Annotated in this window: 9 protein-coding genes and 1 pseudogene; 4 read left to right on the top strand and 6 right to left on the bottom strand. The window is 34.9% G+C overall.

The window, feature by feature from the left end; translation table 11 throughout:
- Positions 1 to 67 precede the first annotated feature (67 nt).
- Positions 68 to 736 carry a bifunctional tRNA pseudouridine(32) synthase/23S rRNA pseudouridine(746) synthase RluA gene (rluA, locus tag ACPUVN_RS13475; RefSeq protein ID WP_426359813.1) on the bottom strand — a complete coding sequence of 223 codons (669 nt, stop codon included), beginning with the start codon at positions 734 to 736 and terminating at the stop codon, positions 68 to 70.
- A complete protein-coding gene (gene rapA, locus ACPUVN_RS13470; RefSeq protein ID WP_426369244.1) occupies positions 736 to 3,654 on the bottom strand; it encodes an RNA polymerase-associated protein RapA in 2,919 nt (972 codons plus the stop codon). The genes rluA and rapA overlap by 1 nt, the downstream gene beginning before the upstream one ends.
- A 762-nt stretch (positions 3,655 to 4,416) precedes the next feature.
- On the opposite strand from rapA, the gene ACPUVN_RS13465 reads away from it, so the two are divergent.
- A complete protein-coding gene (locus ACPUVN_RS13465) occupies positions 4,417 to 5,796 on the top strand; it encodes a PhoH family protein (RefSeq protein WP_426359815.1) in 1,380 nt (459 codons plus the stop codon).
- A 92-nt stretch (positions 5,797 to 5,888) separates the two neighbouring features.
- Here the strand turns inward: ACPUVN_RS13465 and ACPUVN_RS13460 are convergent.
- The 4 genes and pseudogenes from ACPUVN_RS13460 to ACPUVN_RS13445 all read right to left on the bottom strand — a co-directional run.
- Positions 5,889 to 6,389 (bottom strand): annotated as a pseudogene (locus ACPUVN_RS13460) (GGDEF domain-containing protein); the annotation flags it as partial.
- Between the two features lie 169 nt (positions 6,390 to 6,558).
- A complete protein-coding gene (locus ACPUVN_RS13455) occupies positions 6,559 to 7,113 on the bottom strand; it encodes a carboxymuconolactone decarboxylase family protein (RefSeq protein WP_426359816.1) in 555 nt (184 codons plus the stop codon).
- A gap of 1,064 nt (positions 7,114 to 8,177) precedes the next feature.
- Positions 8,178 to 10,550 (bottom strand): fatty acid cis/trans isomerase, encoded by a 2,373-nt coding sequence (locus ACPUVN_RS13450; protein ID WP_426369243.1) that lies wholly within the window; start codon positions 10,548 to 10,550, stop codon positions 8,178 to 8,180.
- Positions 10,551 to 10,723: 173 nt separating this feature from the next.
- Positions 10,724 to 11,326: a TetR/AcrR family transcriptional regulator gene (locus tag ACPUVN_RS13445; RefSeq protein WP_426359819.1), complete on the bottom strand. Its 603-nt coding sequence runs from the start codon at positions 11,324 to 11,326 to the stop codon at positions 10,724 to 10,726.
- Between the two features lie 285 nt (positions 11,327 to 11,611).
- On the opposite strand from ACPUVN_RS13445, the gene ACPUVN_RS13440 reads away from it, so the two are divergent.
- The 3 genes from ACPUVN_RS13440 to ACPUVN_RS13430 all read left to right on the top strand — a co-directional run bounded on the left by ACPUVN_RS13440 (position 11,612) and on the right by ACPUVN_RS13430 (position 15,874).
- Positions 11,612 to 12,745 carry a hypothetical protein gene (locus tag ACPUVN_RS13440; protein ID WP_426359820.1) on the top strand — a complete coding sequence of 378 codons (1,134 nt, stop codon included), beginning with the start codon at positions 11,612 to 11,614 and terminating at the stop codon, positions 12,743 to 12,745.
- Between the two features lie 59 nt (positions 12,746 to 12,804).
- Positions 12,805 to 14,952, top strand: coding sequence for a 5-histidylcysteine sulfoxide synthase (gene ovoA / locus ACPUVN_RS13435; RefSeq protein WP_426359821.1), 2,148 nt, complete (start codon positions 12,805 to 12,807; stop codon positions 14,950 to 14,952).
- Positions 14,953 to 15,172: 220 nt separating this feature from the next.
- A complete protein-coding gene (locus ACPUVN_RS13430; RefSeq protein ID WP_426359822.1) occupies positions 15,173 to 15,874 on the top strand; it encodes a glutathione S-transferase family protein in 702 nt (233 codons plus the stop codon).
- Positions 15,875 to 15,959: the final 85 nt, after the last annotated feature.

Here is a 15,959-nt window from a genome sequence, read left to right as displayed (position 1 = left end):
TTGGGGATACTCTGACTTATTAATATTTAGCTAAAGGCTCAGCTAATATATTAAATTAAGTGTTTATCTATTCAAATGGACAATCGGCTAAGAAAGTCATTTCTTCGTTACTCACTGGATGGTGAATACTTAACATTTGCGCATGTAGATTTAGGCGTTTTGCCATCGCTAGCGCCTCATCATGAGCATACAATCGATCGCCTAAAATAGGGTGTTCAAGGGATAACATATGAACTCTTAATTGATGAGAGCGGCCAGTAACAGGTGTTAGTTCAACTAAGGTTGAGTTATCGCTATAACTTAATACTTTGTAATGGGTTAAAGACTGTTTGCCTCTTTCATAATCTATCATTTGTTTAGGACGATTAGGCCAATCACAAATTAAGGGTTGGTCAACAGATCCTTGCTCTTCTTTTACATGGCCGAAAACTCGAGCTATGTATCTTTTCTGTGTTTTACGCTTTTCAAATTGTTGACTAATAGCCACATGGGCAGGCTTATTTAACGCCATAATAATAATGCCCGATGTAGCCATATCTAATCTGTGCACAATAGTAGCGCTAGGTAATACCCGTGCTACTCGGTTTTCTAAACAATCTTTGTGTTCCGGCAATCGGCCAGGAACTGTCAACAAACCGCTGCCTTTATTTAATACCACAATATCATTGTCCCTATAAACAATATGTAAATAGGGATCTAACGGTGGCTGATAAACAAAATCAGGATTAGCGCTCATTAATGAGTAACAACAATAAGTCGTATGGCTTCAAATTTTAGCTGTGCTTTATTGATATAGCTTTCAAGTTCAGTTTTCTGTAGCAATATAAAATCGACTTCTTCTTGTCGAACACTTGGGTTTATTTTAGCTAATGCAGCTAAGCGAGCATGTTCTTCATCTAACTTCTGATGCATTGAATCAAGTGCGCTTTGTTGAATACTTGCTACATTTACTTCAGCATGCGCTTCAGCTTTAGTCACTAACGGACTAATTTGTAGTTTTAATGCTTTAACTAACTGAAGTGCCACTTGCTTTTTAGTAGGGCTTAACTGTTGATCTAATACTTCTTCACCGACCTTATCTGCTAAATCGTTACCGTTTTTATCAACTAAAACGCGTATTGGCGTAGTTGGTAAGTATCGACCTAACTGCAATTGGCTAGGTGCAGTAGCTTCAACCGTGAAAATACATTCAACAAAGAAAGTACCCACAGGAAGAGCAGGGTTCTTTAATAAACCTATACACGAATTACCCAGTTCATCAGAAAGCACTAAATCCATAGCGCCACGCACCATAGGGTGATCCCAAGTAAGTAATTGATAATTTTCAGAGACTAACGCCGTATCACGGTTAAAGGTAATGGTCGTTCCATCTTCAGGTAAACATGGAAAGTTACTGTTTAACATGTGCTCAGACGGTTGTAGCGCAATAGAATTATCTGCTTTATCATCTTGTTGAATACCAAATACATCGAGTACTTGAAACATAAATTGCGGTAATTCAATTTGCTGATCAAGCTTTTCTATTTTCTTCACTAACTCAAGGGCTCTGCCTTGACCAGAAGAATGTAGCTCGAGTAATTTATCTCTGCCGTTTTCTAATTCTTTTTTAATAACGAGATGTTTCTCATGACTCGCTTCAATAAGCTGAGTCGACTCGTCTGATTGCCATTGCGCTGTTAAAGCTAAGTTTTGTAACGCCTCGCCAAACTCTTTGAAAACAGCATGCCCAGTAATGCAAGTATGTTCAAAGGCGTTAAGACCTTGGTTATACCAATTAAATAATAAACTTTGCGGAGAATCTTCAAAGTAAGGGACATGAATACGTATAGTTTGATTTTGACCAATACGATCTAAACGACCGATACGTTGCTCTAACAAGTCTGGATTTTTTGGTAAATCGAAAAGTACCATGTGATGAGCAAATTGGAAGTTTCGACCTTCACTACCTATTTCAGAACAAAGTAATACTTGGGCGCTGTCTTCATCTTGAGCAAAGTAGGCTGCGGCTTTATCACGATCAAAAATACTTAAACCTTCATGGAATACTGCTGCGCGTATGCCTTCTTTAACACGTAAAGCAGTTTCTAAGTCAATCGCTGTTTGCGCATGAGCACAAATCACTAGTAGCTTTTCTTTACCTAAGTTTTCTAACAAATCAATTAAGTAATCAACTCTTGGGTCAATGTCGTACCAATTGTCGTGTTGCTCTAAACTAAATAAAATTTCTGGTGTAAATAACAGTTTGCTTTGAGAAAGCTCAGCTATGTTTTCAGCACTGTCACTTAACAATAAATCGTTAATAATGGTTTGATATTGCTCAGGCATAGCTAAAGGCGTTGGTAATAATTTACGCTCAGGGAAACCTTCAATAGTGTTACGCGAGTTTCTAAATAGAATACGACCTGTGCCATGGCGATCTAACAATTGTTCAAGCACTTGCTGGCGCGCTTCACTTTGCTCAGACACTTTAACGCTATCGTCATTAATAATGCTAAGTTGTGAACTAATATCTGCTTCTTTCAATAATTCAGTTAGAGTATTTAACTGAGGTTGAGTCAGTTGATCGCCAGCGACTAATGAATTTGCAGCATCAGCAACTTCAATATAGTTTTCTTCTTCAGCAATGAATTTCTTATAATCAAAGAAACGATCAGGATCAAGTAATCTTAAGCGTGCAAAATGACTTTCATGACCTAATTGATCGGGTGTTGCTGTAAGTAATAATACGCCAGGTATTACTTGTGCTAATTGCTCAATACATTGGTATTCAATACTTGGATTGTCTTGCGACCAATTTAAATGATGGGCTTCATCAACAACCATCAAGTCCCAATCTTCGGCGATAAGCGCTTCGTACCATTTTGGATTATCAGTAATAAAGCCTAAGTTCACTAATACTAATTGTTCAGAACTAAAAGGATTCGCGCCATCTTCAGCGTTTGAACCTTCAACACAACGTTCATTATCAAAAATACTAAAAGGTAAATTGAATCTGCGTAGCATTTCCACAAGCCATTGATGAGTTAATGACTCAGGTACAATAATTAAAATACGTTGAGCTCTACCACTCACAAGCTGCTGATGAATAATCAAACCAGCTTCAATAGTTTTACCTAAGCCTACTTCATCGGCTAATAAAACACGTGGAGCAAAACGGCTACCGACTTCTTCAGCTATATATAATTGGTGAGGAATTAAGCTTACACGACCACCACTTAATCCCATTAACTCTGATTGCTGTTGAATATGTTGATGTTTAAGACTGTCTTTACGCAGTTGAAACCAGTCTAAACGGTCGGTTTGACCATTCAATAAACGATCATGCGGTTTATTGAATTTTAAGAAATGGTCGATCATCACTTCTTTAATCGAAGCTTGCTCGCCAGTATCTTGTCGAACACCATGATAGGTAATTAAATTGCTGATTTCTTCAAATGATTCAACAAGTAACGTCCAGCCTTCATGGCTAGGAATAGTATCGCCTTCATTAAAAATAACACGAGTAAGTGGAGCATTCGCTATTGCGTACTGTCTTGACTCTCCTGTAGCAGTAAAAACAATACTTACAAATCTGTGTTCAACAGAAGTAACAGTACCAAGTCCTTGATTCGACTCTCCATCACTTATCCAACGTTGACCAGGGTGAAACGACATAACAACTCCAACTTATAAAATTTAATGATAGGGCATGTAAAACGGGCGCTATAGTAACGTTTTTCACTAAAGGGTTCATTAAAAAGTGTTAAAAATAATAAAGAAATCAGCCTGTTTTTTATAAATACATAAAATAATTGAAAATAAAGCTCTATACGCTCGCTCACTGTTTTTATAAAAGCTTACTAAAGGCAAACTCACAGCTAAGTTAAAGGCTTATATTATTGTTGTACTTTGTAAATTATGATGCATAAATCTCTTTGTGTTCGTTCATTTTAGTTCAAATATTTAATATTTCATTTAGGTGTTAAAAACGACGAGATTTTGTTTGATTGGTTTGAGTTTTATTTTTAGAAGGATCATTTGATTAAGTAAATATATTCTCTTAGATGATTAATTTTCAGTTATAAACTTACTGAGAATAGTCTATATTTATTTATAAGGGGTGAAGAAATCGGTAAGGGTTAAGTACTAAACTAACGTCATAATATGGTAATAAAGGGGATATATCCTTCAGTTATCTGTTGTGCAATCTAAACACTAGTTCAACAGTCTTCAGGATATTTATGATCTACAACCCATAAACGAAAAGGAGCATCTTATTAAAAATAATCATTACAATGTTTGGCAGGCCATTTGAGTGAAATCAGTTTATGTTTTCCTCCTCATTTAAATACTGACAAAAACTTTTGATTGTATTTATAGCTAAACTTTTGACTATATATATGACAAGGTTTTTGCATCTAAGCTAAGGATGCCTATATGAATGACCATAAAATTATTTATATTTTAGATACCAATATTTTACTGCACGAACCTTTCGCTTTTCTCTCCTTTAAAGAACACAATGTCGTTGTGCCCATGACAGTGTTAGAAGAACTAGACTCCATTAAAGACCGCAACAAAGACGTTAGCCGAGATGCTCGTGTCGCTATTAGAGCGCTCGAAGACTCTTTAGCTGAGGCTACACCAGAAGAAGTATTATCGGGTGTTAAATTACCAGAAGCTGATCCTAATAACCCTAGTGGCTCACTGTCTATATTCAACGATTACACCTTAGAACAAATTGCTGGCACCTTGTCATTTAATGAAAATGATAACCGTATTATTAACGCCGCTTTACATATTCAGAAACAAAAACCAGATAATAAAGTCGTTTTAGTCACTAAAGACATTAATATGCGCCTTAAAGCTAAAGGTGCAGGCTTAGCACATGTTGAAGATTACAGAACTGATCAGCTTATTGAAGATATTCAATTCTTAGCGACAGGTTATTATAAATTTGAAGGTGACTTTTGGCAGCAAGTTGAAGAATGCGAAAGTGAAACTGAAGGTCGAAATACCACACATTACGTAAAGCGTGATTTATTGCCTAATAGCTACATGAATGAATACATATTAGATGAAACAGGACACTTTGCGGGTAAAGTTACAGGTTGGGATGATGAACGATTAGCGATTGCGGATTTGTCTTGTGAACGTTTAATGGCAAAACAAGCATGGGGAATTAATCCTAAAAATATCTATCAAGGTATGGCGATGGATGCATTGTTAGATCCTACAATAGATCTTGTGATACTGACTGGTGCTGCAGGTAGCGGCAAAACATTATTAGCGTTAGCTTCTGCATTAGAGCAAGTGGTAGAACGTGGCTTATACGATAAAATAATTGTCACACGAAGTACGCCTGAAATAGCTGAATCTATTGGCTTTTTACCTGGCACAGAAGAAGAGAAAATGGCGCCTTGGCTATCGGCAATTACCGACTCATTAGAAGTGCTTCATAAAAGCGATGAGAACATGAGCGGCAGCTTAAATTATATTATGGAGAAAGCGAATATTCAGTTCAAGTCTGTTAATTTTATGCGAGGTAGGAGTATTCAAAATGCTTTTGTTATTCTAGATGAATGCCAAAACTTAACTGCGTCGCAGCTTAAAACAATTATTACACGATGTGGCGAAGGCACTAAATTAGTATGTTCAGGCAACTTAGCACAAATAGATAGTAATTATTTAAGTGCTGTAACTTCAGGGTTAACTTATATTGTTGAAAGGTTTAAGGACTTTCCTGGAAGCAGTACAGTTCATCTCAATGGTGTTGTTCGTAGTCGATTAGCTTCATTTGCAGAAGAGAATTTATAGCTCGCTTTATAGGTTTAGCTACAAAGTGAAAGTACTACCTTTATACCAAAACTCAGTATGATTGATACTGAGTTTTTTGCTCTTAAAACCAGCTAAATATGTTTTATAGTAAATTGATTACGACCATTGTTTTTTGAGAGATATAGGCTCTTATCACTTGCCTCTAACATTGATTCACAAGTGGATTTGTTTTTCTTGTCTTTTATCGCACAGCCTATTGACAAAGTAACAGGTATTTCTTCACATTTAAGTTCAGTATTATTTGAACCAATAGGTTGAGTTTTTATGTTTCCTAAAGCGCTTAATTTATTACAGTTACTCTCAACTTTTTCTTGAGAAGTATCGAACAGAATAACAGCCATTTCATCCCCTCCAATTCTAAAGCAATAATCACAAGGGCGATGAGCTTCTTGTTTAATAAAGATAGCTATGTTTTGTAAAACGATATCGTCAGCGGAATGACCAAATTTTTCGTTAATTGATATGAAATGATCAACATCAATAAGAAGTAAAGCTAAGTTACACTCGTTTCGTTCAGATAATTGTAAAAGCCTTTTAAATTGTTCTTTAAAACAGCGTCGATTAAATAGTGTAGTTAGGGCTTTCTTTAATAGTGAGTTAAATTTGAGGTATTTCTGATGGTATTGGTATCAGAGATTGTTGTTTTATCTTTTTGTGTCTTTATTATTCTATTAAATAAAATGTTATTGAAACCCATTACTGTTAATTATTCGCAAAGGTTCCAATAACTATTTGTAAAACCTACTTAGCTTTAGTCCAAGCAAAAGTTTCAAAAGGAGCATCTACTGGTGTATTACCAATATGGTTAGTGTAGTTACTGATGATTTTTTGAGATAACGCTAAAATAATATCTAGCACTTGTTGCTCAGCATAACCTGCAGCATAAAAAGCGTCTAATTCTTCTTGAGATACATGTCCACGGTTACGTACAATAATTAATGTCATATCAAGTAAAGCTTGTAACTTAGCTGTTGGCATTGCCGCTTGGTTACGTAATGCTTCAGTGATTGCTGGATCAACATTCATTGAATGTGCAATGGCGGTATGCGCAGGCACACAGTAATGACAACCGTGCTCTACGTTTATTGCTTGCCATACAACAGTAAGTTCTTCAGCATCAAAAGAAGACTCTGTAAATAACTGATGAAGTTTTTGATACGCTTCAAGTATTTGAGGAGAACCAGCAAGTACGCCATGCAAGTTAGGAAGCATTCCGAAAGCTTTTACTGAACCTTCTAAAAGTGGCTTGCTGCCTTCAGGTGCTGACTCAATAGTGTGTATAGTTAATGTTGTCATTTTATTCCTCAATTCTGATTAAGCTAGTTATTAAAATAATTTATGTACCGATTGGTATAAAAATTATTGTACCGATAGGTATTTTAAAGTCAAGGGTTAAATCTATTAAGCTGAAGCTAAAGTTTATTCAGTAATCTTTCTATTATTACTAGGGCGTGTTGATCTTTCGCGGTTAAATTTTGTTCGAGATAAAAGCGTTTTAATCGCGGCGAGCTGTATGTAGACTAGTCATTCTAAGCAAATACTGCTCACAGATTATATGCTCCTGCATAATCTAAGTACCTGCATCCATGCAGGCAACAAAGAGTAAAACGCTTTTAGCCGAATCCTTTGGACAGCATTTGTTGGTCATTTCTACGGCGTTATCACCTTTTTATGTTGAACAACCACACGACAAAGCTTCTGCCTTGTATAAATACCCAACAAATTGCTGAAAAAATAATCTCGAAAGATCAACACGCCCTAAAGCTATAAAAAGTAGAGAGTATAGAATGTATATGTTTGTGGATCTTTGACTATTGATTTATGTAGAAATGCGTTAGGGATTTTTTGAAGGTAAGTTTTGGTTCTTGATATGTAAAGGTTAAATAATAAGGTTCAGTAATCGCGATAGGAAGGATGTGGTAAGAACACGTTTACCACATTGTAATTTATAATCTTGAATACAGTAGACTTTAAAATTTGTGTTCAAGATTAGGTTTACTAAATAACCTGAACTCTGAATAAGCAGTTATGCCTAATATTTTTATTTAACCCTCTAACGTCGTTGCCTGCATGCAGGTACTTAGTTTTTATCGGGAATAAAAAAACTGTATTTTTATTGCTAATAGCCAGCTATTAGTCAAGAAAAATGCCTTGTTATAGAATTAAATTCCAACATTAGGAGAGTAATAAATCATCTAAACAAATGGTGTTGCAATAATTTACTTATAAAGTATTGAAAATCAATGTATTAAAAAACCCATTATCCAGAGTTCAGGTTAAATACATATTAACCTAAAGCGAAATAAATATAAGAACAGTAGCTGAAGTATGAATGACTGTTCTTATATTCGGTAAGCGTATTATTTGTTTTCTAATCTATTGTAATCTAATAGTCCGTATTCAATAGATAATGCTTCCTTTGCAGTAGCATGTATTTTATCGCTGTGTTTCCAAAAGTCTTTATGGGTACGACGTATGCCATATTGATCTAATAATTTCCCGTAATCTAAAGTACTTGATACCGTTGATATTTGATGAACAAATTCAGCTAATTCTTCTGCGTTTATTCTCATGTAAACATTTGGATAGGCACCAATAAAACCACTAGCTAACGTTAATGTATCTCTTTTGGGGACTCTGCTAGCACTTTCTAAGAATAAATGACTAACACTTGTATAGGCACTGTTATTGGTTATTGTAAAATGATGTTCTTCATTTTTATCTACTACAGTAATAAAACTTACTTGAGAGAGGAAAGATATAGGCTTGCCTACCAACTTACTAAGCTTTGTTAATTGTTTTAATGAGTCTGTTGGTAAATTGACATTATTTAGCTCAAATTTGTTATCTAGTATAGGTGAAAGGTATGTAGATATTTTTTTCTGTAATTCTGCAAAATGATCATTGGTTTGATAAGCAATTCCAGAGTCGCTATTCAGAGTAAGTAGTGAGTTATTGAAGTACTCAGCTTTTGTGTCTGATTCATCTTGATACCATTGATCAATGATATCTTGACGGGAGCTTTTAGGTAAGAAGCTAATAAGATTGGATTCTCCTTCCATGCGTAAAAAATCCATATACAAACGTGTTTTTAATTGATGTCCATAATTACCATAAACATCAAAGCCAGCAACAAGTAGATAATGTATTTTTTCAAGTAATTGATAATCAATTAACCACATGGTTTGTGGAGAATCACCCACAAAACCATATTCTACAGAAGCTGTGTCAAAGTGACGGAATATAGTGAGTGCTGCATTTTTATTTACGCCATCGCCATCCCAAACAAAGTCTAATGTAGGTTTTAAACCGCCTTTAAAAATAGAATTTACATATTCTGCTTTTGCTTCGAGGTAAGCCATTTGGTGTTCAGAGTATTTTAACCAATCACTAAAAATGGTTGTACTACCTGAACCTGCAGGCAATCTGAGGTTATAGGTTGATTCAACTAAATGCTTTTTAAGTTTAGCTTCACCTAGTTCGGTGTTTTCTCTTTCAGGTTTAACAAATACCACCCAAAAGTGATCATTAATTACATTTAATGCAACTTGCCCACGACAAACAGAGCCTTTAATAAACCCCATAATAGTAAATCGTGCCTCATCAAGCATAAACTCATAGCGACTATTGGTAGGTAATTCTGCAAAGGTAATAAAAGGGTTTGCCGTTTTTACAGGATCGTAACCGGGGAGGTTAGTTACTGTGTAGTTATCATTTAGAAACCATTTTTCGAGCTTTTCAATGCGCTTTTGACTAAGTGCATATGGCATGTGGGTTTTAAACAAAATAGTATCGTGCACTGGTTTTATTCTGTAATAAACACGTTGCACACCAGGATCGTCAAAAGGACGACGAGTCGCAATTATTTTTATCGGAGCACCAGGCGGTGTGGAAGAACGTACTATTTTGAAAAACTGAGGTGATGTTGAGTCAGTTTTTATATCATTAAAATACAGGTTAGCTAAAAACCAATGTTCGTAAACATATCGAGACATGAGTTGTGCTTTTTTACTGTCTTTATTTAAAAAACTTTCCCATTGAACAATTAGGTCAGAATAAACCTGAGCAAGAGGTGCTGTATTTTTTGCTGGAGCTCCAGCTGCTATCCACTCATTTAAAGTGTTTTGTTCTTGTTCAGATAATGCTGGTAAACCATAAGGCATTCCGCCATGAGGTTGTGATTGCTCATAGTAAGCCATTTGTTCAATTGAAGGGCACGATTGTTCTCTATTAAGGCTAAAATCATATAAATCTGTGGGTAAAGGTTGATTATTTAGGTTTTCTGTTTTTTTATTTTTTAACGCTAAAATTCGGCTTATAACGCTAGCATCTATATCCCCCAACTGATTACGTTCGTTCAGTACAGGGAAAAAGTTTTTATCTCGCCATTGTGAAGGACTTGCTGCATCAACAAAAAGTCTAGAAGGGGAAGAGGCTAATAGCCTTGTACCATCATAAACTAATTCTTTATTTGCTCCTCGAGATAAACCTTCATACGAAGCCAAATTAAGTTGGCAAGGCGCATCGTAGCAACCATGACAAACAACGCATCGATTATTTAATATGGGTTTAATATCTTGATGGAATTCTAATTTTGTATCTTGAGTGGGGGCTACAGGTAATTCATATCGAGTAGGATCTGAAGTGCCATAAAGTTCATCGAAGTTTAATTGAGATATAAGAGTACACGCGCTGAGAAAAAGAATAAGTAGTAAAGTAGGAAAAGTACGCATTTAAATTGTGTTATTTAATTTGGATAGGGCAGAACTAACATTTAAACATAGAATTAATGTAAATATATACTTTATCGGTAACTTAATTTAAATCTAGTAAGTAGATTAATCGCTTAATTCGGAGAATAATGAAAACTTGAATCAGAGTTAATATTTACCATAAAGTATAAGGATTAATGAATAGTCATACCGGAGATAATAGTATCTACACAATATTCAAGATCAGATGTTTTTATACCCGAACGTGCCATTGATGCAGTGCCTTTTAACAAAGTATATATAGTTAGCGCATTAGCTTGAGCATTTTTATGGAGCTCTAATGCGATACATTCTTCATCGGTTTCAAATAATTTACTGTATATCTGAAGTGGAATTAAATCTGCTTCTTTAAGGAGTTGTTCCGCTTCTTTAGGTATATCACCACCGATCAGTTCTGACTGACATAGCGTTAAAAAACAGCCTTTACCTTTCTCTGGATCTGATTGCATAGCGACAATCGACATCATATGATTTTTTAAGCGTTGTTTTAACGAGCTCCCTTCTTGAAAAAGTAATTCTACATGAGGGGCTAATTTAGTATCAATATAACATTGAGTTGCTTTAACAAATAAGGCTTCTTTATTACCAAAAGCGCTGTACATACTTGGTTTATTAATACCCATGCGTGCAGTTAAATCTGTAAGTGAAGCACTTACATAACCTTTTTGCCAAAACACTTCCATTGCGGCGTTTAACGCAGTGTTTTCATCAAATGATTTTTTTCTACCACTAGCCACAATAGATCCTAATTTGGGGTAAATAATTCATATATTGTACCTAACGGTATGGTTTTGGTCAAATCTTACTTATAACTATAAATTAATAATAAGGTTAAAAATTTATAGAGGGGTTTATTGATCCCTATTACTTTATAATGTGTATATATCTATCGAATAGCGTAATTAAATTGTAGTGATAACAGTATTAGCTGTTTACATTATTGTTATTCAAAAAGTGACGGCTATTACAACCGACATAATCATAAATAACCAAAATAGATCAAAACCCCATGAGAATACATTATGTTAGCGGTTGATAATGTCGCAATACAAGCAATCAAATTACTTCAAATATATATTGAGCATTTAGGGTTTAAGCCATTAATTCATTTCGAATTAGAAGGTTGCTTTCAACGTACTTCAGACAAATCCCCTCAGCCATTAGATTACTCAATCATTAATAAACAGCTTGCTGCTTTAAATATTGATGGGCAAGTGATACCTGAATATTGGTCAAATCAATGGGAGTACATCTCATTGTTTAATGGTCAGTCGCCTTTAAAAGAAGCGAATAATTTAGCTGAAGCGATTAAAAAACTCCCCACGTTATTTGCTTTACAAGGCTTTGATAAAACCATGATCAAACCAGTTGTTTGGTCGGGAGATACAGGAAAGTTAGCCTTGGGCAGTAAAGATATTTTCACCAGCGACAAGCGCGCAGTACATATTCCTAATGCAATACAGATGAATATAAGTGCGATTGATCAAAAAGGGACTAATATTATTCCTCATCAACACTTTGGTGAGTATTTGCAGCAATGCTTTTTACGATCAAGCTTAGCGTGTTCGTTATTATACTTACCTGAAGAAGAAGCCTTTGAGCGATTAAAGTTGAGAGATCAGTATGGTTTGTTTGAAGAGTTATGCTCGCCTAATGATATATCTGGCGGTCACCAAGGCAGTATTGCCCTCTATAAAAAAGTAGGTAAACATAATCAGCCTATGGGGGAAGAACCTTTGTTATATGATCAAAATAATAAAGTTATGCTTTCAACCTATGATTGGGAAAAAACAGCACGCGTAGAACATCGTTTAGGTGCTTCAAGTGTTTATTATAATGCGTATACCAATGTTGTTTTTGGTTTACTTAATTTAGCTGAAGCATTAGAAGCTTATAATGAAAATGCTTGTGAGAAATTAGCCTCGATCAATAACACTTGCGATGCATTACCTGAGTTTTTATTCGATCAAAATAATAAAAAAGGTGCGCTTAGTTTATTCATTGAAAACGACTGGTTTAGTAACTCTTTGAATAAATTTGAAATTAAAGTGAACAAAATATTGTCTACTACGTATAGGGTTAATGAAAGGATAGGCGATAAGCTCAAATCTGAGGTAATAAAAACCTATCAACAAGCCATTATTATTAATAAATAGTACCGACAAAGTTATATAAAAATCATATAAAAAATTAAAATAATTCAAGAAAATAATTTATGAATACAACGTTGCAACAACTTAAAACGCCGTTACTTGATGGCACAAGCATAGAAAGTAAACGTGAAGAACTTAAGCTATATTTCCAAAATACATGGCAAACTTACGAATCGTTATTTTCTCAAATTAATAAAGACGAGGCTTACTTTTTAAAGCCCGAAAGACTTAGGCACCCGTTAATTTTTTATTATGGGCATACCGCCACCTTCTTTATTAATAAGCTAATTTTAGGTAAGTATCTTCATCAAAGACTCGATCAACGCATTGAATCTGTATGTGCTGTTGGTGTAGATGAAATGAGTTGGGATGATTTAAATACCGAAAACTATAATTGGCCAACCGTTACGGAGGTAAATGAATACAGAGATTCTGTTTATTCATTAATGCTTAACCTCATCGATACCATGGAGCTAACGCTACCTATTACTCAAGATTCACTTGCTTGGATTGTATTGATGGGCTGTGAGCATGAACGTATTCATTTAGAAACGTCTTCCGTTATTATGAGAATGTTACCGCTTGAGTTTTTAACACCTAATAAGGAATGGCAACCTTACGAAAAATCTGGCGATGCACCGGTAAATCAACTTATCCCTTTATCAAATAAGCAGTTAGTTTTAGGGAAGAAAGATGAAGACCAAACTTATGGTTGGGATAATGAATACGGTGAGCTAACTGTAGATGTAGCAGGTTTTAGTGCATCTAAATTTTTAGTAACTAACCAAGAATTTTTAAGTTTTATTAAAGCGGGCGGCTACAAAAATACAGATTATTGGACTAAGGAAGGACAACAGTGGTTGTTATTCAAAAAGCCATCTATGCCTGTTTTTTGGTTTGAAAAAGAGGGTGAATATTACCAGCGCAATTTAGCCTCGGTAATGCCATTACCTCTTAATTGGCCTGCAGAAGTTAACTATTTAGAAGCAAAAGCTTTTTGTAATTGGAAAAGTGAACAATCAGGTAAGTTTATTAGATTACCGACTGAAGCTGAATGGTACAGATTACGAGATGAGTTAAGTGGCGATATTGTGCAATGGAATAAAGCACCAGGTAATATTAATTTAGAATCTTTTGCTTCACCTTCTCCTGTTGATCTTTTTAGCAACGGCGAAACTGAATTTAGCGATATTATTGGTAATGTATGGCAATGGACAGAATCGGCTATCGACGGTTTCAATGGCTTTAATGTTCATCCGCTTTATGACGATTTCTCAACGCCAACGTTTGATGGAAAACACAATCTAATTAAAGGTGGTTCGTGGATCTCAACTGGCAACGAAGCGATTAAATCTTCACGCTATGCTTTTAGACGGCACTTTACTCAACATGCAGGCTTTCGTTATATAGAAAGTGATAATGAAGATATACCAACAGTAAGCGTTAACTTGTATGAGACGGATAATGTTGTTTGTCAGCAACTTGAAAGTCATTACGGTAATGATTATTTTAATTTTGCTAATTACTCGAAAACGATAGCGAATAGTGTTGTTGATTCAGTATCTAAGTATAAAGAAAATTCAGCTGAACATATTAATAGCCTTAAATGTTTAGACTTAGGTTGTAGTGTTGGGCGAACATCTTTCGAACTCTCTACTGCTTTCAAACATGTAGATGGGGTAGATTTTTCAGCACGTTATATTCAACATGGTGTGCAATTACAAAATAATGAGAATGTAAGATACACAGTTAAAAATGAAGGTGAGATAGTTGAGTTTAAAGAGATTTCTTTAGCTAAGTTATCACTAACACCTTCTGCCGATGCTGGAACTATTCATTTTAGCCAAGGTGATGCCGCTAACTTAAAAGCTAAGTATGCGCATTACGATGTTATTTTAGCTCAACATGTTTTAGAGCAAAGTTATGATCCAGCGCTTTTCTTAGCGTCAGTTCATCAACGTTTAAATGAAAATGGACTGTTAATTGTAGCGTCTGATTATCATTTTGATGAAAGCATAACAGCTAAAAATAAATGGATTGGTGGGATCAAAGTAAATGGTGAAAATCTTACTGGCTTCGATGGTTTAACTGAGCAATTAAGCGCTAATTTTAATTTACTTGAAGAGCAGAATATTCCTCGTGTATTGCTAAATAATCAACGTGAATTTGTCGTCTCTAATATTCATTTTACTGTATGGAAGAAAAAGTAATTACGGTTACTTAATATGTATTAAAGTGCTACCGATTACATTTCGATAGCACCTCTCCTCTTTTTTATCATCAATAAATCATTACTCACCTAATTTCCAATAGATATTTATCTAGTAGATGCTTATCGAATTAAAGAGGCTGGTAAGCTACACTGCTCTACTATAGATTTTTCACTGGTTGTTAATTGCTAATTATTAGTATTGAGGGAGTGTTATTTACATGGTTACTTTATATAGTTTTGGTCCAGGTTTTGGTGTGATGGACGCAAGCCCATTTGTAGTGAAAGTCGATTTATATTTGCGTATTGCTAAATTAGATTACGATGTAAAGGCTGGAACACAATATTTAAAAGCTTCACCTAAAGGTAAACTTCCATTCATTAAAGATGATAATCAAGATATTGGAGACTCATCTTTTATTATTGAATATTTAGATAAAAAGTATGATGTAAATATGGATGGCTTCTTAACCCAAGAGCAAAAAGCTATGGCTCACCTATTTACTAAATCAGTAGAAGAAAGCTTATATTGGTGCTTAGTTTATTCTCGATGGGCTGATGACACCGTATGGGAAATCTCTAAAGCAAAATTTTTTGCTGGCGTACCGTTTCTTGTTAAAGGCTTAGCATCAAGTTTAATCCGTAAAAAAGTTGTTAAAAACTTGTATGGTCAAGGTATTAGCCGTCATAGTCACGAAGAAGTTTTATCTATCGCAGATCAAACCTTTAATGCATTATCTAGTATATTAGGCGATAAGGATTACTTTTTTGGTGAAAAAATATCGAGTTTTGATGTAACCGCTTATTCGGTGCTGTGTCAGTTTTTAGTGGTAGATTATGACAGTGACTTTAATCGACTCGCTAAAAAATATGATAACTTAGATGCTTTTTGTCAGCGTATTAAATTGCTTTATTACCCATAAAGAAAAATAGAAATAAAAATATAAGTAAACGGCTATTAGCTAAAATGAAGGTTAATGTACTCTGCATTTAGTCCTAAGTTTTAGC

The organism is Pseudocolwellia antarctica (genome assembly GCF_049933045.1).
GTDB lineage: Bacteria > Pseudomonadota > Gammaproteobacteria > Enterobacterales > Alteromonadaceae > Pseudocolwellia.
Note: the sequence above shows the minus strand (reverse complement) of the source record. Positions and strands in the feature narration are given on the sequence as shown.